Source organism: Hymenobacter sp. 102 (assembly GCF_049949205.1).
Classification (GTDB): Bacteria; Bacteroidota; Bacteroidia; order Cytophagales; family Hymenobacteraceae; genus Hymenobacter.
In genome coordinates this window covers 4,843,675-4,862,798 of record NZ_CP188172.1, presented here as the reverse complement: position 1 = coordinate 4,862,798, position 19,124 = coordinate 4,843,675, and the positions used below count along the sequence as shown (strand labels likewise).

At 54.9% G+C, this 19,124-nt stretch carries 14 protein-coding genes; 8 read left to right on the top strand and 6 right to left on the bottom strand.

Translation table 11 applies throughout. The features are described 5' to 3' along the window. Positions 1-21: 21 nt before the first annotated feature. The 6 genes from ACN19L_RS21060 to ACN19L_RS21035 all read right to left on the bottom strand — a co-directional run bounded on the left by ACN19L_RS21060 (position 22) and on the right by ACN19L_RS21035 (position 6,054). A complete protein-coding gene (locus ACN19L_RS21060; RefSeq protein WP_426491253.1) occupies positions 22-1,080 on the bottom strand; it encodes a 5-methylcytosine restriction system specificity protein McrC in 1,059 nt (352 codons plus the stop codon). Continuing rightward, entirely contained in the window at positions 1,077-3,053 is a 1,977-nt protein-coding gene (locus tag ACN19L_RS21055) for an AAA family ATPase (protein WP_426491367.1), read from the bottom strand. The genes ACN19L_RS21060 and ACN19L_RS21055 overlap by 4 nt, the downstream gene beginning before the upstream one ends. Next, positions 3,035-3,613 (bottom strand): hypothetical protein, encoded by a 579-nt coding sequence (locus ACN19L_RS21050; RefSeq protein ID WP_426491366.1) that lies wholly within the window; start codon positions 3,611-3,613, stop codon positions 3,035-3,037. Before ACN19L_RS21050 ends, ACN19L_RS21055 begins: the two co-directional genes overlap by 19 nt. A 304-nt stretch (positions 3,614-3,917) precedes the next feature. After that, positions 3,918-5,045, bottom strand: a complete 1,128-nt coding sequence (locus tag ACN19L_RS21045) for a sigma 54-interacting transcriptional regulator (RefSeq protein ID WP_426491365.1) — start codon at positions 5,043-5,045, stop codon at positions 3,918-3,920. Beyond that, entirely contained in the window at positions 5,030-5,431 is a 402-nt protein-coding gene (locus tag ACN19L_RS21040; protein ID WP_426491364.1) for a hypothetical protein, read from the bottom strand. The genes ACN19L_RS21045 and ACN19L_RS21040 overlap by 16 nt, the downstream gene beginning before the upstream one ends. A 164-nt stretch (positions 5,432-5,595) precedes the next feature. Further along, positions 5,596-6,054 (bottom strand): hypothetical protein, encoded by a 459-nt coding sequence (locus ACN19L_RS21035; protein ID WP_426491363.1) that lies wholly within the window; start codon positions 6,052-6,054, stop codon positions 5,596-5,598. Here ACN19L_RS21035 and ACN19L_RS21030 point away from each other — a divergent pair. The 8 genes from ACN19L_RS21030 to ACN19L_RS20995 all read left to right on the top strand — a co-directional run bounded on the left by ACN19L_RS21030 (position 5,935) and on the right by ACN19L_RS20995 (position 19,119). Continuing rightward, positions 5,935-7,401: an ATP-dependent helicase gene (locus tag ACN19L_RS21030; RefSeq protein WP_426493613.1), complete on the top strand. Its 1,467-nt coding sequence runs from the start codon at positions 5,935-5,937 to the stop codon at positions 7,399-7,401. The genes ACN19L_RS21035 and ACN19L_RS21030 overlap by 120 nt on opposite strands. After that, a complete protein-coding gene (locus ACN19L_RS21025) occupies positions 7,380-8,246 on the top strand; it encodes a 3'-5' exonuclease (protein WP_426491362.1) in 867 nt (288 codons plus the stop codon). Before ACN19L_RS21030 ends, ACN19L_RS21025 begins: the two co-directional genes overlap by 22 nt. After that, complete coding sequence (locus ACN19L_RS21020) at positions 8,243-9,061, top strand: RecB family exonuclease (RefSeq protein ID WP_426491361.1); 819 nt, start codon at positions 8,243-8,245, stop codon at positions 9,059-9,061. Before ACN19L_RS21025 ends, ACN19L_RS21020 begins: the two co-directional genes overlap by 4 nt. 127 nt (positions 9,062-9,188) lie before the next feature. Beyond that, a complete protein-coding gene (locus ACN19L_RS21015) occupies positions 9,189-9,590 on the top strand; it encodes a hypothetical protein (protein ID WP_426491360.1) in 402 nt (133 codons plus the stop codon). Further along, the gene (locus ACN19L_RS21010) at positions 9,587-12,001 is read left to right on the top strand and encodes a helicase-related protein (RefSeq protein WP_426491359.1); all 2,415 of its coding nucleotides are present in this window, start codon (positions 9,587-9,589) and stop codon (positions 11,999-12,001) included. The genes ACN19L_RS21015 and ACN19L_RS21010 overlap by 4 nt, the downstream gene beginning before the upstream one ends. Continuing rightward, positions 11,914-12,642 (top strand): protein NO VEIN domain-containing protein, encoded by a 729-nt coding sequence (locus ACN19L_RS21005; protein WP_426491358.1) that lies wholly within the window; start codon positions 11,914-11,916, stop codon positions 12,640-12,642. The genes ACN19L_RS21010 and ACN19L_RS21005 overlap by 88 nt, the downstream gene beginning before the upstream one ends. 103 nt (positions 12,643-12,745) lie before the next feature. Continuing rightward, positions 12,746-15,832 carry a DUF1156 domain-containing protein gene (locus tag ACN19L_RS21000; protein ID WP_426491249.1) on the top strand — a complete coding sequence of 1,029 codons (3,087 nt, stop codon included), beginning with the start codon at positions 12,746-12,748 and terminating at the stop codon, positions 15,830-15,832. A gap of 8 nt (positions 15,833-15,840) precedes the next feature. Next, entirely contained in the window at positions 15,841-19,119 is a 3,279-nt protein-coding gene (locus tag ACN19L_RS20995; protein ID WP_426491248.1) for a DUF499 domain-containing protein, read from the top strand. Positions 19,120-19,124: the final 5 nt, after the last annotated feature.

Here is a 19,124-nt window from a genome sequence, read left to right as displayed (position 1 = left end):
TTTCACTTTTCTCGCCCTTGGTTAAATAGATTCCGACTGGTCGTTTAAGAGCGTAAGTAGCTCGGCTTCTACCGCGGGCCACGACTGGTTTAGATTGACGGTAACAACGTGGACGCGGCTTTGCGTACCGGGCTGACGGTAGCTGACACGTAAGCTTTGATCTACCACGGGATAAAGCAGCATGCTCTCAACGGGCTTGTCGACCTGCTCGTGTTGCAAATGATGCTGGTAGGCAAAGAGTTGATAAAGGTGGGCCGAGATCAGCCGTTGCTGGTTATGGTGCTGCACTAACGCCTCCTGGTAATACTTACAATCAATGAGAATGGTGCGGTTCGCACCCTCCAAAACAAGATCCGTAAGCATGGTAGGAAGTAGACGCTGTGCGTGGTCACTTTCGGCTTCTAGCTGCCACTTCAGCCGGCGTCCACTAACGGCGTAGTGCGGAAAGTGGTGACGATAAAAGCCGCGCACGAAGCCCTCAAACAACTGGCTCATTTGCCGCTCATTGCGGTGAAAGTCCTGAAATAGTCGCTCCCCGCTCTCCTGGGTGGCCAGCGCTTGCGCGTAGATGAAGTGACAAATACTGAGCAGAAACCCGTAGTAGGCGGTATGGCGATGCAGACGCACCTGTTCAAAGACCCGTTCATCGCGAATTGGCACCAAGGAGACCTCCGCAAAGCGCAGGTACAGACTGCGCAGGCCAGTGTGAATAGCGGAGGGAAGTTGATCCACGGTAAGCAGGCGATGCAGGGTGGCCTTAATCAGCTGATTGGGCAAAATATCCACGCTGAGCTCGTCGAAAGCACAAACGGCTTGTGCCTGCTGCAACGTCCGCTGGCGCACCGATTCACCAAGCAAGAGCTTGCCCCGTAATCGGGCCGTGACTTGTTCCTGAAACACGTAGTCGCGGGCCAAGCCGCGTTTGACCACGTGCGTAACTCCGCGCTGCAGTACGCGCGCAAGCAAGTGTAGCAGGGGCAAATCCGCCTCTTCGGCAGTCAGGCTGACGTGCTCGGCCTCCGCTAGGTGGTGCCAGGCGTAGGTAAGCAGATGGTAAATGTTCTTAACCGGTATGCTCATTCTTGCAGCAGGGCGTCGGCCTCATTTTCCGCTCGACGCTCGTCTTCAAACCAGTACTCCCGCAGGGTAGGGCGTAGCTCGTGCTCGACGATGTCGCGCCACCAATCGCCCGGAGAGCCCAAGGCTGGCGTGCAGAAGTAACTGTGACCAATGAGAAAGCCACTACCGAGATTTTTATCCGTCAGGATTGTTTGGTTAAGCCGTTGAACACGCTGCAGCACTCGCTGGCTAAACTCAGCCGGAATACGCAGCGATTCCAGATGGGCTACTAACTTATCATCCAGCACAGGCTTCAGCTCCAGGAAATTAAAACGCCGACGCAAGGCGTAGTCTACCATGGCCAGCGAACGATCCGCCGTGTTCATCGTGCCGATCACGTGCAGGTTACTGGGTAGAAAGAAAGGGTCCTCTCCTGCCCGCCGATACGTTAGCGGCACGGCATACTCGGGTCCGCGCTTATCGGGCTCCAGCAGCAGCAGCAGCTCTCCAAAGATTTTGCTGAGGTTACCGCGGTTTATCTCGTCAATGATAAAGAAGTAGTCGCGGGTAGGATCATGCTGGGCTCGCCGCACAAAGTCGACGAATACACCATTAGCCAGCTCAAAGCCGCCGTTGCCATCAGCCTGGGGGCGCCAACCCCGAATAAAATCTTCATAGCTGTAGCTCTGGTGAAACTGCACCATTTGTACCCGCTCATTATCCTGACTGCCCATTTGCAGCCAGGCTAAACGCCGGGCCACGAATGTTTTGCCCACGCCCGGGGGGCCCTGGATGATGATATTCTTTTTGCGCTTTAGGGCAGCCAGCAGCTGTTCCAGGGTAGGAGCGCTCATCAAAAGCTCCTGGAGGGCTTTGCCCATCTGGTAGCGCTTGACGTCCAAGTTATCCGTGTCTAATGCGGCCAGTTGCAGGGCCTGGTACTGCGACCTGGTCAGGGAGAGGAGCATTTCATGCCCTGACTGCCAGAGGTGATGCTCGGCTAGCTCCGGTACTTCTTGCAGCTCCGCAAACAGGACTTCCCGGGGAAAAAAGCGCACTACGCGTAGCGTGATAACTTCCATGCCCCCATCGTCCTCGTGAAGTTGCTGCGTGACTTGCAGCTCCGCTTTAAGTCGTTGACTGGGTAAGGCCTCACAGGCCAGCACCTGATCACCCGGTTGTAACTGTCGTAGCAGTTCGTAGTCACGGCGTTTTCTGCCAGCTGGGGTGTGCGTTGGAAGATGGTAGAGCTGACCGACGCTGAAATCAGCAAGGCGCCGCTGCGTCGCGTACATCGCCAGCCACCAGTACCAGATGTCGGTTCGCGGCCGCGGCGCTTCTTGAGGCTCAGGCGTGGGCGCCGGGGCCGGTACAATCACCGTAACCGGAGGTGAGGAAGCCGGTAATGCAGGGGCGGATGCGGGGGTACCTTGAGCCAGCTGCGGAAATTGCTGGAAGAAGGTATTGGCCGCCACCGCATGCAGTATTGGCGTAAGCTGGGGCACTTGCGCTTTGCTGCTTTGCTCAATCTCGTCCCAGCGAGTAGTCCGCACGAAGCTTTCCGTGTCCGTAAACGGCTGGGGCGCCAGCGTGAGGGATTCGGTTAAGGCCCAGAAAACAGCGTACGTGTGTTTGTGTTGCGCCGCGTTTGGCGTGTACGTGTACCGTCCAGTTACAATTCCAATGCCCAAGCTTACCTGCGCATTGGTGAAAGCAACCACGATATCCCCGGGTTTAACTTGGCGAAAGGCGTCCAGGGTATTGAGTACTTCATCCCGGTTACTTTCATCCAAGGCCTGATACAGTGCCGTTCGGGAAGAATAGGTGCGCAAATCACCCAGTGAGTCAGGCACTGGAATGGTGATGTATTGTTGGTCTCGAAAGGTATTCCAATCTTGCCGGGCAAGATCCACTTTTACGCTCCACCGATTGGTGATCAGTCGCTTGCGAGGAAGGGATCTCTTGGTTGCAGTTCCTAGTATGCGGTCATACAAGGCCTCGGAATTGACTTGGTATCTGGCAAAGGAGCCTGCGGAAGACGGGGCGCCGGCTTGCTAGGAAATGATTGGCGCATCTGCGCAATTGCTGCGTCAATCAAGGGAATGCTCTCGTCAAGCAACTGCGTGATAGCGTGCAGTAAATCAACGGCGTTGTCTATATGCTCCGCTGGTTGATAAGACAAGTAAATCCCCCCTGATTCGGGATGAGCCCGGTGCCAGGGGTACAGGAGCTGTTTATTAATCTGGGTTGCTAGACCCGTTGCTGGGTTGGCTTTGGTGGAATCGGCAATGAGGCCAAAGATGCAGTTAAGCGACAGGCTATAAGAGCCATCGGAGCGCACTTTGACCCGATAGAAAATGCGCGTTCTGGGAGAATCCTGGTAATTAAAGTCCCAGAAAGTAAACTCCATCTGCCCCTCCGTTAAATGCGTCGGGCTGCTATCATCTTTTAGCAACTTGGTGCGGGACAGATGAAAGACATCGTTGGGGGAAACCTGAGTGCGATTCAGTAGGTGCCGGTAGACGGCATATTCGCTCTCATAATAGTAACTCATGAAAGAAACGCGAGATAAGGCAGCGAAAGCATCGCCGAAGAAACGGGTGGCTCCCGACCAGACCAGTCAGGAGCTAGAAAATAAGCTCTAAGTTAAGCGCTCCTTGCGCAGCACAGTAGCAATGGCACGCCTTTCCGTTAGGGGGCTTGGAAGTATATACCTGGAGTAGAGATAAGACCACCTGGTGCCAACTAACCCATCAGCGGGGTGAGCGTGGCCGACAAATCGCTTGGGGGCTGTAATGGGGGGCCTTTGAAGTTAGAAGTATCCTGACGCGTTGGCATCGCCAAAGTGGCTCTGGGAATTACGATTTGGTGGAGCGGCGGGCCTTTTCGTTTGGACGGGAAGAAGGTGGGGTGCCCTCCATCAGCAGCTGGTATTTGCGCACCTTACGTTCTTCTACTCCTAGCAGCAGAGCGGCGCGACTTTTAATGCCTCCGCAGTGCGTGAGCACCTTGCAGATATGTTGCCCGATAACGTCTTCCAGTAACAGGCTGCTGGAGTCGCCCTGGGCAGTTGTCGTGCGAATTCGGGTCGGTAAGTCCTCAAGCTCGACGGTAGCGCCGGGCTCACTGAAAACCAGCAGGTGTTCCACGACGCTTTCCAGTTCCCGCACATTCCCCGGAAAAGAGTAATCCAGGAGCTGGCGCCGCGCGCCGGCGGCCAGGCGCAGTGGCTCATGCTGCAATTGTCGGCTTTTGAAAGCTACTAGCCAGGCCAGCAGCTGCTCGCGATCAGGGCGCGGCCGGTCACGCAGCGCCGGTAGTTCCAATTCCGCCACGGCCAGGCGGTAGAATAAATCCCAGCGGAAGTGGCCGGCGCGGCAGCGCTCCTCCAGCGCCGCATTGGTAGCCGCAATGACTCTCACGTCAACGGTGCGCGGCGTGCCGCCCAAGGGCTGAATTTCGCCGGATTGCAGCACCCGCAGTAGAGTCAGCTGCAGGGCGGGGGAGATGTCGCCAATCTCGTCCAGGAATAGGGTGCCGCCGTGCGCTTCTTCAAACAGGCCCTTGGTGTTTTTCTCCGCGCCGGTGAAAGCGCCTTTGCAATAGCCAAACAAACGCGACTCCAGCGTCGAGTCCGTCAGGGCGGAACAGTTGATGGGCAGAAAAGGCTTGCCCGCCCGCCCCGACTGCTGGTGCACATACCGGGCTAAGTGCTCCTTGCCAGTACCACTTTCGCCCCGGATGAGCACGGTGACCTTGTCGGTTTGAGCCACCTTCCGCGCCCGATTGTACACGGGCTGCAGGGCTTCCCCAATGAAGTAATCGGTGGCCTGGGTTTCTGGGACCGCGCTTGTGAGCTGAAGCTGCTGCTGGCGCAGAATCGCGGTCACAGGCGTGGCCGTGCGCTCTACCTCAATGGTCAGGATTTCGGGCTTGCCGTTGGCGCTGAACTTGCCGGCCCGGGTCTGCACTAGGTGGGTGCGCAACACCCTTGCTGGTGTACCAGGTACCAGGCCAGCTGCATGGCCGAGGTGCCGGGCGAGAAGTAGAGCGTCAGTTCATGCTCAGCAAATTGCTGCAGCCAGGTCTCCACCCGGCTGCGGATGGCATTCACGTCGATAACGTCGGATAGCTCCAGCAGCGTCGGCGTCACTTTATGCCCGAAGCGGGCGACGATTTCGTCCGCTAATTGCAGTGCATCCTTTTTCTGATCCGCAGAGGAGTAGAGCAGCAAGTGAGCTGAGTAATGGCCGCGCGTAAAGAAGTGCTCGTGAAACTGTAGGGTGGGACCTTGGGGGTTGAGTTGCCGCTGGCCCTGCTGGTCGACAAAGTCATTGTTGCGCGCGAGCCAGGAAATGAAGTAATGCTTCATGGGGGATACAGCGAGGGGATCAAAAAGCAGAAAAACGACCTTATAAGAGCTAGCAGCTGAGTTAAGGAAGTCGAGTGACTGGATAACAGAAGTGCAAAAAGCGGGCGCGACATCTTGGCTGCATGCACTAGTCGCCTACTGCAAATAAAGCGAGTATTGCTGGTTTAAGGCTCAATGAGTACCGCATCTTTGGAGGTGTTACCGCATAAATTGCGGTAAAAATTTAAGAGCGTATTCTGGTTAAACACCCTAATAGTGAAATGATTTTGTTGGTAAAATATTGAAAATAAATGCGTTGCAATATTTTTAGTCGTTTGAAATAGGATGCAGGTATTGGATGGCGTGATTATCGAAAAGGGTAACGGTACCCAGCAGCTACTGCAGCGCTCCTGCTCATCAGCACTGGTTAGGCTTTTCACCAATTCCTTTTTCAATATGTTTAGTGCTACCCCGCTCCCCGCTCCATTTACACTACCAAGGCGTTTGCCGCTGAACTGGCCCGCCTGAACGAAGCCCAGCGTACCGCCGTCGAACATCCGGATGGCCCCGTACTGGTCGTCGCTGGCCCCGGCACCGGCAAAACGCAGTTGCTCGCCGCCCGGGTGGGCTGGCTGTTGCAGCACCCTGACCTGCAGGTGCAGCCGCGGGAAATCTTGTGCCTGACCTATACTGAGGCGGCGGCCCACAACATGCGGGAGCGTCTGCTGCGCTTTATCGGCCCGGAGGCCAACCACGTAGCCATTCACACCTTTCACAGCTTCAGTCACCAGCTTATCCAGGACAACGCCGACTACTTCGGCTACCACGACCTGGCGCCGGTATCGGAGCTGGAAACTGATGAAATCCTGCGGGCACTGGTGGACGGTCTGCCGGCCGGCCACCGGCTGCGGCGGGTTGGGGCGGCGGCCTACTACGAGGTGCCGCGCCTGCGCCAGCTGTTCTCGGCCATGAAGCACGAGGGCTGGAGCCCGGCGGAGGTCCAGGCAGCTATCGCGGCCTACATCGAAGACATTCCCAATCGGCCGGCCTTTCAGTACCAGCAGGCCAATGCGACCCGGGGCATTGCCGCGGGCGACATGAAGCCAGAGCTGGTAGCGGAAGAAATTGACCGGATGGGAGTGCTCTCAAGTGCCGCGGAGCTGTTTGACCCCTTCTGCGCGGCCTTGAAGGCCCGCAGCCGGTACGACTACGACGACATGCTGGGCTGGACCCTGCAGGCGTTTGCTGAGCAGCCGGGCTTACTGCAGCGCTACCAGGAGCGCTACCAACACATTCTGGTGGACGAGTACCAGGATACGAACGGGGCGCAAAATCGTATCTTGCACCACCTGGCGGCGTACTGGCCAAATCCCAACCTCTTCGCCGTGGGCGACGACGACCAGAGCATCTTTCGCTTTCAGGGAGCGAGCGTGGCCAACGTGCTCGACTTTACGCGGCGCTACCCGGACGCGGCGGTAGTCGTACTGGAGGAAAACTACCGCTCCTCCGCGCCCATTCTGCAGCTGGCCTCCACTCTCATCGCTTACAACCAGGAGCGACTGGTAAGGCAGATTCCCGGCCTGACCAAGGAGTTGATGCCGCGCCATGCGCAGTTTGCCGCCAGTGATGTTCAGCCCCAGCTGCGGCGCTACACCACCCCCCTGCACGAAGCAGCGCACATCGCGGCGGAACTGCAGGCCCTGCAGCAAGCGGGTTTCCCCCTGCACCAGTGCGCGGTCATCAGCCGAGACCACGGCCAGGTGGATTGCCTGGCCCGCCTACTCGCCGCCCGGGGCGTGCCTTTTGCCCGCAAGCGCCGGGTGAATGTGCTCACGGAAGAGCCCGTGGCGCATGCCTTGCGGTTGATTCTGGCCTACGTCGCCGCCGAAACTGAGCGACCCCACGCGGGGAGGGCCAACTGTTCTCGCTGCTGCACCTGGATTGCTTTAAGCTTGCGCCCATTGCGTGCGTGCGTCTGGCCGCCGGCCTGAGACAGCACAACCGCAACCTGGGCGGTGAGCTGGCCCTGAGCTGGCGCGAATGGCTGCTCCGGGTCGTGGACAGCCCCGAGCTGGCCGCGCAGCTCCAGCTGGGAGCGGAAACTCAATTGTACCTGACCCAGGCCGTGCAGCAGCTGGAGCGCTGGATTTCGGCGGCCGCTAGCCTGCCGGTGGCCGTGCTGGTTGAACGCATCTGCCTGGAGAAGCTGCAGCCTTATCAACTGGCCGTGCATGCCCAACCCCGCCACTTGCTTGACGTGATGCACACGCTATTGCAGTTCGTGCGGACCGAAGAGCGGCGTAATCCCCGCCAGCGGCTCGCCCAGTTTTTGCTCGTCTGGGATATGCTGGCCAGCATGCGCGAAGGCCTGGTGTTGGAACAGTTGAGTGGCTCGGCCAATGCCGGTGTGCAGCTGCTCACGGCCCACGGGGCTAAGGGATTGGAGTTCGAGCGGGTCTGGCTGATTGGCTGCCAGCAGCAAGTCTGGGTGAAAAATTTCACGGGGGCCACGTATAAAATACCCGACACGCTTTCCTTGCGCCTGGCCAGCGAAACCGCCGTAGAGGAGGCCCGGCGCCTGTTTTTTGTGGGCATCACCCGCGCCCAGGAGCACCTAGTGCTGTGCACCAGCGGTCAAGCCGAAGATGGCAAGCCCCTGGCGGAATGCCAGTTTCTGCACGAGCTGGTGCAGGCTGCCGGCTTAACGCGCACGGCCATTAAGCTCACGCCGGAAGAGCTGCAGGCAGCCCAGCAGCAGTTGTTGCCCCGCCCGTCGGCGCGGCTACGCTCCCGGACGCAGCCTTGCTGGATGAGCTGCTGCGCGATTACGCTTTGAGCAGCACTCACCTGAACGCCTACTTACGCTGCCCGGTGAGCTTCTACTACGAGCACGTGCTGCGGGTCCCTTCGCCCCGCTCGGAGTACCTGTTCTTTGGCAACAGCATCCACTACGCGCTGGAGCACTGCTTTCGGCAGGCCCAGGCCGTCGGCAGCCCGGGCTTCCCTTCGGCTCAGGCAATGGCAGACTGTTTTGAAGACCACTTCCGTCGCGTGCGCCACGAGTTGCCGGAGGCCACCTACGAGCGCTCCCGTGAGCATGGCCTGGCGCTGGTGCAAGCCTACCACGCCCGCCACGCGGCGGCGTGGGCCACGAGTTCGGTGGTGGAGCATACGGTGCACCGGGCTACGCTACCCGGCAGCGGTATTCAGCTTACGGGCAAGCTCGATCGCATTGACGTTCGCCCCGATGGGCGCGGCCATGACGTGTTGGATTACAAAACCAGCAAGTGGAAGAAATATGAGCCCAAACGGCTGCCCGCGCGATTTGCGGCGGGCACGCTGGCGGACTGGCGGGCCGATGAAAAAGCTCGGGGTGGGGATTACTGGCGCCAGGCCGTCTTCTATTACCTGCTGCTCCAGCACGACACTGAACGGCGCTTCACGCCGGCCTCCGTGGCTTTTGAGTACGTGGAGCCGGTACCGGAGCTTGGCCAGCCGGCGGAGCACAAGCGCGAGTACGTGCGCGTGACGCCGGCGGACGAAGCCGCGGTGCTGGCGCAGATTGAAGCGGTGCACGGAGCCATTCGCAACCGGGAGTTCACGCAGGGGTGTGGGAAGCCGGAGTGCGCCTGGTGCCAGCTGAATTCTTGAGACCAAAGTACCGGCTGGGTATATTTACCGAGCCGGTACTTTGGCCTATCTCGAAATGTCAAACCATCCTGTAAACTGCACCTATAAGGCTTTTTTTAAGCTATATTAGGAGCCTTTTTCCTTACCTATGGCTATCCAGCAAGGGCAGATTGTTGCCAATCTTATTCACAGTGAATCGGTTATTATCAACAAGGTGTTGCCCATGGGTGGTATGGTCTCCTTGTCGTACACCGGTGTCAACAGCCAACTAGCGAATACGCGCGTAATTACCCAGGCTGAGTTTGAAGCGCTGGAAGTAATCGCGGACGAAGGCTCGTTTGATTTTGGTGGCGACCCCGTGCGGTTTGCACTCTTCGCGGAAGCCGAACGGATTCACTCCGCCCACCTTTTTGATCCGCTTTTCGCGGTGAACTGCAGCATTGTGGACCCCTTGCCTCACCAAGTGGAGGCGGTCTACAAGTTTCTGCTGCCCATGCCTAAGATTCGCTTCCTGCTGGCTGACGACACGGGGCGGGCAAAACCATCATGACTGGCCTGCTGCTTAAGGAGTTGATGTCCCGCGGATTGGTTGAGCGTATTCTGATTATTACCCCCGGCGGGTTGACCAAGCAGTGGCAGGAGGACGAGATGGCGGTGAAGTTCAACATCCCCTTCACCCTGGTCAACCGCAGCCTGTTCACAGCCGACCCAAATATCTTCAGCACTGCCCAGCGCGTTGTGGCGTCCATTGACTTCATCTCCCGCGAGGACGTGCTTAATGTGGTGGGTAACACCCACTGGGACATGGTTGTCATTGACGAAGCCCACAAGCTCTCGGCTTACGAGTACGCTACCCGGGTGTACCGCTCCAAGCGCTACGAAGCGGCGGCCAAGCTTGCCGAGCAAACCGAGCACCTGCTGCTGCTCACGGCAACGCCCCACCGGGGCCGCAAGGATACGTTCAAAAAGCTGCTGCAGCTGCTGGACGAGGATATTTTTGCCACCGAAGAGACGGCATCTTCTCGGGTTAAGGAGTATGAGAAAGGCGGGCTGAATAAGTTCTTCATTCGTCGCCTCAAGGAGGACATGAAGGACTGGAATGGGCATGCCTTGTTCAAGGATCGCTTCACTCGGACTGTTGCGTATGACCTCACGCCGGAAGAGAAGCACCTCTACGATGAAGTAACAGCTTACTTGACCCGCCACAAGGAAGACGCGGCCCAAGCCCGCAACATCCATGTGTCATTGGCCTTAACCGTGATGCAGCGCCGTCTGGTCAGCTCGATTTACGCCATCCGGCGGACGCTGTCGCACCGCATGAACGCCCTACAAGGCGTCGTGGACGATATAGCCAAGAATCCTACGCTCTGGCAGCAGCGCCACAAGCTGGAAGGCATCGACGTGGACGACATCACGGACTACGACGAGCTGGAGGACGACGAGCGGGAAGCGTTGGAAACCATTCTGGCTGATCCGCGCAAATTCAAGCTATTCACTACGGCCAAGAGCCTGCAGGAACTGCAGGACGAGGCCAAGGAAGTGAAGCGACTCTACAACTTGGCCAATGATCTCTACGAAAGCAACCAGGAGGAGCGCAAGTTCCAGAAGCTGAAAGAACTACTTAAGAGCCAGAATGTAATCGGTGGCGAGAAGCTCGTCATCTTCACTGAACACAAGGATACGCTCAACTACCTAGAGGGGCGACTGAAAAACAACGGCTACCAGGTGGCCACCATCCACGGGGGCAAATCCGTCGACGAGCGGCGCCAGGCCCAGTGGGACTTCGCCAAGCCGGAGACCCAGATTCTGATGTGTACCGATGCCGCCGGCGAAGGCATCAACCTGCAGTTCTGCCGTTTGCTCATCAACTGGGACATTCCGTGGAATCCGAACCGGCTGGAGCAGCGCATGGGCCGCATCCACCGCTACGGCCAGAAGCAGGACGTGCTGGTCTTTAACATGGTGGCCGGCAACACCCGCGAGGGTCAGGTGCTGGAGCGTTTGCTCACCAAGCTCGACACGATTCGTGAGAGCATGGGCGATGACCGGGTGTACGACGTGATTCAGGACGTGCTGGAGAACGTGAACCTTGACGCCATCATTGACTCGGTGCTGCACGGCAAGCATACGGCACTGGATGATCTGCTGGCCCAGGACACGGATACACTCAAAACGCGCTTTAAGGAGAAGATTCAGGAGCAGCGCGACCGGCTCGCGCACAGCACCGTCAACTACACCCGGGCCCGCCAGCTAAAGGAGGAGTCCGACGAGAAGCGCCTGCAGCCCATCTACGTGCGCTTGTTCTTCGAGCGGGCCCTGCAGCAACTGGGAGGCAGTTATCAGGAGATTCGGCCGCATATTTTCCGGGTGGTCACCATTCCGGAGTCGCTGGCGCTGTGCCTGAAGCAGGAGTATAATCTGGTAGTAAGCACGGTGCAGCAGCTGCAGTTTTGCTTCGACAAGCAGGTGTTTTTGGATTACCAGAACCTGGGCGACGTGGGCAAAATCCTGGGCAAGATTCACTATATCAACCCCGGTAACCCCATTTTTGACAGCCTGGTCAGTGTGGTGCGTAACGAATACCGCGGCGACATGCTGAAGGGCACGGTGCTCATATCCCCCGAGGACAGTGAAGAGTACCTCGCCTTTTTTGTCAAGTCGCAGCTGACCGATAACCGGCCGCACCGGCGGGCGACAGTATTGCCGACGAGCGGCTGCTACTCGTGCACCAGAAGCCTGGCGGCGATTTTCAGATTACCTCCCCGGCTAAGTTCCTGGACCTGCACCCCCCGACGCAGTTTGCTAAAACCATCGCGCCGCCGGCCTCCATCAGCGAGGACTCGGTCGTGCAATGGAGCTTTGAGCAAATTACAATGCCCCAGCTGCAGGAAACGCAGGAGCGCGTCCAGGCCGATGCCGATAAGCGCCGGGAATACCTCGAAACGGCATTTACCCAGGTAATCCTCGACTTGACGGGGCAAATTCAGGAGCTGCAGCAGAAGATGCTCTTCGGCGACACGCGGGGACAGGACAAGCTCGATGCCAAGCAACAGCGCATCCGAGAGCTGTCCGAGCGCAAGCAGAAGCGCCTCCGAGAGCTGCACCAGATGCAGCAGTTGGCTCCGAAGCCACCAAAGGTACTGGGCTGCGCCTGGGTTGTTCCGTTGTCGCAAGTGGAATACACCGGCCACTACGGCATGAGCCGAGACGACGAAGCCGAAGCCATTGCAATGGCGACGGTGATGGCCTACGAGGAAAGCCAGGGCTGGACGCCCCACGATGTTTCGGCCAACAACGAAGGCTATGACATCCGCAGCGTAGGTCCCCACGGGCTTAAGCGCTACCTGGAAGTTAAAGGCCGCAGCGGTCCGGATGGCAGCGTGATGCTCACCGAAAATGAGCGGAACCGGCTGGCCCAGCTGGGTGATTCGGCCTGGTTGTACATCGTGGTGAACTGCAAAAGCTCGCCGGAGCTGTTCCGCATTCAAAATCCCGCCAATACCCTGAACTTTGAGCAGAAGTTCAAGGGCATCCAGTACTTCTTGCCCATGAAAGTCTGGCAGACGCATCTGCAGGCAATGCCAGCTTCAACGCCGGTCTAACGGGCTCTCCACTTTCGCTTAATCTACACTTTCAGCTCCTAAAACCTTGTTTGCCTAAAACGGCTGCTGGCTTCTCGAAAGAAGTCTCCGAGGTACGAATAATATGACCAACACCGCTTCAGCCTATAAAAAGCTCATTGAGGTAGCTATGCCCATTAAGGAGGTGTCCGCCGAAAGTGTGCGCGACAACTACATCAGGCATGGACACATTTCTAATTTGCATTTGTGGTGGGCCAGAAGACCACTCCCTGTTTGTCGCGCATCAGTATTTGCGTCGCTTGTTCCTGATCCAGATGATCCTAACTGCCCTGCTGCTTTTCGGGAAGCAGTGGAGTTATTGCTGAGCCCAGCTTCGGGTATCTCAATCGATCCATACAAGCCTTACGATGATATTCCTTATACCTCGGCGGCTGATTCACTGCCGGATACTGCTCGCAACAGGTTGCTTATGTTTATAGGCAAGTTCTCTGATGATTTTATTCAGAATCAGGAAAAAGGCCGCAGTACAGTTCCTAAAAAACTTTTAAATCCGAACAGTCTCATACGTTGGGAGAGTAAAAATGATGACGCAATTATTACACGTGCCCGCAAATTGATATGGGTTGCTAATAACGCATCCAATGAACTTAATGCAAAAGAGCTTTTAAAGGAATTTGATGCTGCTAATCAGGCTATTGTAGATGCTGAAAAGTCCCTGTATAGTACAGTTGACAGGCACTTGGAAGCCGAAGATGTGACGCGTAAAGAAGCGGTGTTGAACAAGGCAATCGAGGATTTCCTTGATAGAATGCCTCGCGTATTTGATCCATTCGCTGGGGGAGGTGCTATACCTTTGGAAGCAGCCCGTTTAGGGTGCCGGTCCTTTGGTAATGATATCAATCCGGTGGCCCATGTTATTCAGCGCGGTAGCCTAGAGTTTCCCCAGCGTTTTGGCAAACCTATTTCATTTAGCCGTGAAGAGTTTGTTGAAAAATACGGAATTGAAGAGTTGCGCAGGTATGAAGCTGATAATAACTTCCTTGGTCAACATAAGGAGATAGTTGCGTTGCCTAACCGACTTGCTTTTGATGTTAGCTTCTATGCGAGAAAACTAATAAAGCTCACAGAAAACAAGTGTGGGCTATATTACCCTGTCAATGATAAGGGCCAAAAGCCAGTTGTGTATTATTGGGCGCGGACAGCTGATTGCGTTAACCCATCTTGTCGTGCTGAGATACCGCTTCTGAGAAGCTTTTACTTATGTAATATCGTAGGCAAGAATAACAGCAAACAAATCTATCTAAACCCTATTGTCGACGGTACTGATATTTCATTTGAAATAAAGCAAGGTCAATGCAATGTGGAAGCTTGGGTTCTAAATAGAAAGAACCTGAAATGTCCTTGCTGTGGCAATACAACTTCAAATAAGGAGTTAAAAAACCAGTTCTTGAACGGAAGTATCAAGGAACGATTGCTTGCTGTTATCGAAAGTAATGGAGATGGTAAGTCTTACCGTCTACCTACTAAAGCAGATATTACGGCTGCAAGTAGTGTTCCGACCTCGTCATTGGTAATTACTGAAAAGCTAGCCAAAGGCAATACAAAGCAATTCGACATATGCCCTTGGGGCTACTTAGAGTACGGCCAAGTATTCTCTAAGCGGCAGTTGTTCATGCTGGAGAACCTTCTGAAATCGTTAAATGAAATTAAATCAGAAGTTAAAGCAGGTGAGGATGATTATGGCAAGGCTTTGGCAACATACCTTGCGATTCTTATTGATAGAATTGCAATCGTTAATACAGCGTTTGGCATTTGGCATACAGGGGGCGAGAAGTTAGAAAGGCCAATGGGTAGACAGGCCTTCGCTATGGTTTTTGATTACCCTGAGTCTAACCCTTTTTGTGACAGTACAGGAAGCGCCCTCAACCAACTGGATTGGATAACTCGGTACATTGAGAGTGAAAGCAAATCGCCATTCCCAACCATTTGCAATAACGCTTCAAGCGGTGACGCTTCCCAGTTCCCTGCTAAGTACTTAACAGCTGTAGTTACAGACCCTCCCTACTACGATGTTATTGCTTATGCTGACTTATCAGACTTTTTCTACGTCTGGCTCAAACGAACTTTAGGGGATATCTTTCCCTTAAATTTTGCTTTCCCTCAGACTCCTAAAGTCGATGAATGTACTGCTTTGAAATACCATCATGGTAATAGCGCAAAGGCAGCTGATTTGCATTTTGCGGAAAAGCTAAAGCAGATTTTTGACGCTATAGAAAAGCAAACGTCTGATGTGGTCAGTATAATGTTTGCCCATCAGAGTACTGAGGCATGGACTACCCTTTGTAATTCCATCCTAGGGGCTAACATGAACATTACTGGCAGTTGGGCGAATGATACGGAGATGACAAGTGCCTTAAAGACAGATAAGGCTTTCTTGTCCTCCTCAGTGACTGTTTCCTGTCGCCCAGTTGTTCGGTCGGGCTATGGTAATTTCAAAGAGGTGAAGCGCGAAATTGAAACCACTGTGCAGCATGAAGTAGAAGAGCTGTACCGAATGGGTTTCAGAGGAGCTGATTTGTTGACAGCATGTTTCGGTCAAGCTGTTAGTGTTTTTGGCAAGTATGAACGCGTGGAGAAAGCCGACGGAAGTGAAGTATCGGTTGCAGAACTGCTGCAATTAGCACGTGAGAGTGCCTTTCTTGCTTTGCTCAAAGGCTTTAATGGTGATGATTTTACCAAATTCTACATAGCCTGGCTACAGCTCTACGGCTTTGGCGAAGCTGATTTTGACGACGCAGCCAAGTTCAGCCGCGTGGGCCTCACCATAAACGTGTCTGAGCTTGAAGCCAAACATCTGTTCCTCATGAAGGGCAAGAAGCTCACCCTTGCTGGCTTCGCTGAGCGAATGGCTATTGCACGCAATCTGGGTGAAACCAAAAACAGCATTCTCATTGATGAAGTCCATCGAGCCTTAGCGCTTTATAAGGCAGGTAACCGTCAGCAGCTACTCCAATACGTGTTACGCGTGGCCTCCACTGCCGAGCAGCCTTTCTGGCGTGTGCTCACGGCACTAGTCGAGGTATTGCCTGCTGGCTCAGACGACCAGACTCAAGCTCTCGGCCTACTCGCCGACAAGGAAAGCGTGCTGCGCGAAGCTATCCTACTCCAGCAGCAGCGCCCCGTCACTGTCCAAGGTCAACTCGCACTCTAATTTAGGTTATGCCCATCTCCCAATTTCAGCAGGACAACCTGTATAAAAGCCTTGGTCTGTTCATCGACGGTTTCCGCCCTTATGCCGTATCGGTGCTCCAGCGGCACTACGGCGAGACGTGGCCAGGTGACTTTGTTCGAGGTTTATCCGAAGGGCAGCGCAAATCCTGGAATGACGGACAGCGCGCAGGTACCTTACCTGAGAACCTGCTTGATTTTCAGTACCTGCCGTCGTTTTCCCTTCAACTAAAGGAAATACTTCGTAACGATTTTCAGCGCACTGTCAATAAACTGCCCACTTGGCTCGGCGAAATCACCGATGTTCGCCACAAGATTGCCCATTTCCAGCCTATTGACGAAGACGATGCATCCAAGGCTTGGATTCATATGAAGGCTATTGCCAAGCAGCTAGGCATGAGCGAGCTGGAGGTAGAATTGCAGAAGCTCCAAACCCTAACACCAGCTACTGCTGCCGTAGCTACTCCCGTTGTCGCCGCTCCTAGTGGACCTCGGGCTTGGTTTCACGTCGTCACGCCCCATCTTGATATCCGAGAAGGCCGTCTGGACGAGAGTGTCTTCGCGGCCAACCTCACTGAAGTAGCACTAGGTACCGGCCGGGCCATGTATACTAACTCGGGCCTGTTCTTCTCCAAAACCTACTTCACTCAGGGGCTCAAATCTGTCGCCCGACGTGTAATACAAGGCCTTAATGGTGCCGCTGATGCCGAGAACCGCGTCATGTCTCTTCAAACCGGCTTTGGAGGCGGTAAAACGCATACCCTGATTTCCCTGCTACACCTTTGCCGCCTAGGCAGTAGAGCTGCTACCTCCGCCGATACTGCCGAACTGGTGGCCGCAACTGGAACTCCTAACTTCCAACAGGCTAGTATTGCAGTTTTTACTAACGCTACCAACGACCCTGCCAGAGGCCGCAACCCTGAAGACGGCATCCATCTTCAAACCATCTGGGGGGAACTTGCTTATCAGCTGGCTGGTCGTGATGGCTATGAGCTTGTTCGACCCAATGACGAACAGCTTATTGCTCCGGCAGGCCTATTCACGCAAGTGCTAGCGTTGGCTTACCGGAGCAAAGGGCCCTCGCTAATTCTAATTGATGAGTTGGCTGATTATTGCGTTAAGGCTTCAGCCCGTATAGTGGGGGGGAGTACTCTCTCCGACCAAACTATCAGCTTCGTACAGGAATTAACCGAAGCAGTTGCTGGTACTAACCACTGCGTTGCTGTCATCACCCTGCCCGTTAGCCCCCAAGAAGTTGGCAATACGCCTCAAGCTCAGCAGATATTAGAGTCTCTGCAGAAGCGGGTCAGCCGCGTTGGCTCCGATACCCAACCCGTTGCCGACGAAGAAATTTTTGAGGTTATCCGTAGACGCCTGTTTGATGAACTAGGTAGCACCTCCCTACACCAAGCTGCCCTTGATCAATACGAGTCGCTCTACCAGCAGTCCGCCGCTGACTTACCCCGCCACGCTAACTCATCGGAGTACCGTGCACTCATGCACAAGGCCTACCCGTTCCACCCCGAACTAATTGATGTATTCCGCCTACGTTGGGCCAGTCACCACAACTTCCAGCGCACCCGCGGTGCTTTGCGCCTACTGGCCGCCATTCTCAGCGACTTGTGGAAGCGCCACCAGTCACTGCCTGGCCAAAACTTAATCATCCACACCTCCGACGCACGGCTACAAAACCTTGATCCGATTACTGGTAAAATTAAGGAACTCTACGGCAGCGGTTACGACGCAGTCATTACCGCCGACGTAGCTGGCTCCTCGTCAAATGCCTTTAAAATTGACCAGGCTCGCCCCGAATACCGCCAGTGGGAACTCACCCAAGGCATTGCCGCCACAGTGCTGCTAAACTCCTTTGGTCGTGACAATTCGAATAAGGGGTTGAGCATTCCTGAAATTAAGCTCAATGTCTTAAAACCAGCTGCCTATAATCCAAACACGGTTAACAGTGCTCTTGATGAGCTCGAAGAACATGCCCATTACCTTTACTACACCCAAAGTGGTAGTTCTAGGCGCTACTGGTTCCATACCAAGCCCAACATTAACATCCTGATCAATCAGGCTAAGAATGAGATCAAAGACCCGGCCGTCAATGCTGATATTCTGCGTCGCATAGAGGAGAAGAGGAGGTTGGTTCAGGTTTTCAACCTACTACCTAATCCCCTTGACGATGTGCCTGAACAGCAGCGTCCTACTTTGATAGTGCTCCACCCAGACTATTCAGTTGCTACTGGAGGTAGTCCTGATAAGGATACCGTGAAGCACATTCAAGCCATGGCTACCAAGCGAGGCAACAGTGAGCGAATATTCCGCAATACTCTACTGTTCTTGCTTTGCAATACCATGGGTGCCACCAAACTCCGCGCTGATGTGCGGGATTACTTGGCATGTCAAAATACTATTTCAGAATATAGTAGCCAACTCGAAAAAGAGCAGAAAGAAGAGCTTAAACGTCGCTCTGATGACTGTGCTCGTGAGATTGAATCCTCGCTAGTCAAAGCATACTCCGTCGTTGTTAAATATTCAATCAAAGGCGGAGCGGAGCATTTGTCCTTTAAAGAATTCAGTTCTGCTCTAGATAACCAGCTCAACCAGAATTTGCCAGCTCTGTTAAAGGAGGAAGAGTGGCTTCTCGACAGCGTAGGCTATCAGACACTCGGCCGCCACAACTTGCTTCCGACTCCCGAACAGCCCTTAAGAACCCGAGAGGTCTACGAAGCCTTTTTGCGCTTTGATGACAAGCCTATGATTACTAAGGTAGCTGCAGTGCAGGACAGTCTACTGCGTTACTGTCAGCAGGGACAGCTTGCCATTGCCGCTGGGGATGGCATCACATTTTCGAAGATCTACTTAGGGGAGTTAGTTCCAATGTTTGACGTGACCGATCAAACTTATTGGCTCGTCGATAAATCGTTAAAGCCGGCGGATACGCCCACTCTTCAGTCAGGACCAACCCCTGATCCGGGATATCAGCCAGGCGGAGTTCCTCCCACACCAGGACAGCAGCCTGACCCTAATCCGTCGCCGAATGGTAGTTCGGTCTATCGGTCGGTAACTGTTTCCGGGAAAGTGCCTTTGGAGAACTACAATCAGCTTTTTACCAGCTTTATTCTTCCGTTGGCCAAGAACAACGTGGAGATAGAGATTATAATCAAAGGCCGCTCCACCGCATCAAATCCATTGACCGAAAACAGCCCTGAGTACAAGGTGATAAAGGAGTCTGCCCGTCAGCTTGGACTAAGTCTTGACGTTGAATAAATTTT